The sequence below is a fragment of the Vibrio sp. HI00D65 genome (genome assembly GCF_001635455.1).
Classification (GTDB): Bacteria; Pseudomonadota; Gammaproteobacteria; order Enterobacterales; family Vibrionaceae; genus Vibrio.
This window is the reverse complement of record NZ_LWEH01000076.1, coordinates 1-433: the sequence shown is the minus strand read 5'-3', so window position 1 is coordinate 433 and position 433 is coordinate 1. Positions and strand designations below refer to the sequence as shown.

Annotated in this window: 1 protein-coding gene; it reads right to left on the bottom strand. The window is 46.9% G+C overall.

Features of this window, described 5'->3' with window-relative positions:
• A partial coding sequence (locus tag A3712_RS07655) for an aminotransferase class V-fold PLP-dependent enzyme (RefSeq protein WP_157618723.1) occupies positions 1-433 on the bottom strand: 433 nt, incomplete at both ends.

Below are 433 nucleotides of genomic sequence, written 5' to 3'. Positions count from 1 at the left end.
GCTCAATTGGCTTTCATGCTTATTATAAAGCGCGTAGCTTTGCTCTAAGCGAGAACGTAATGAACCCGTAGGCTCACCAAACTGTGCCAAGTATTCCACTGTAGCGGTAAAACCAGCTAAGGCCTCAAAGCTTTGTGTTCCAGTCTCGAACCGGCCAGGACCAATGTTGGTCGCAGGTTCAACTTTGTATGGCTTTAATGTATGCAACCATTGGGGGCCTATGTAAGCAATTCCAAGATGAGGACCGAAAAACTTGTATGCCGAACACGCTAAGAAGTCACAATTCAACTGCTGAACGTCAATCAAATGGTGTGGCGCATAGTGCACAGCATCAACATACACCTGAGCGCCGTGTTGGTGTGCAAGCTCTATAACTTTCGCGACATCAACAATTGAACCGGTGGTGTTTGAAGCAAAGGTCACAGCAACCAGT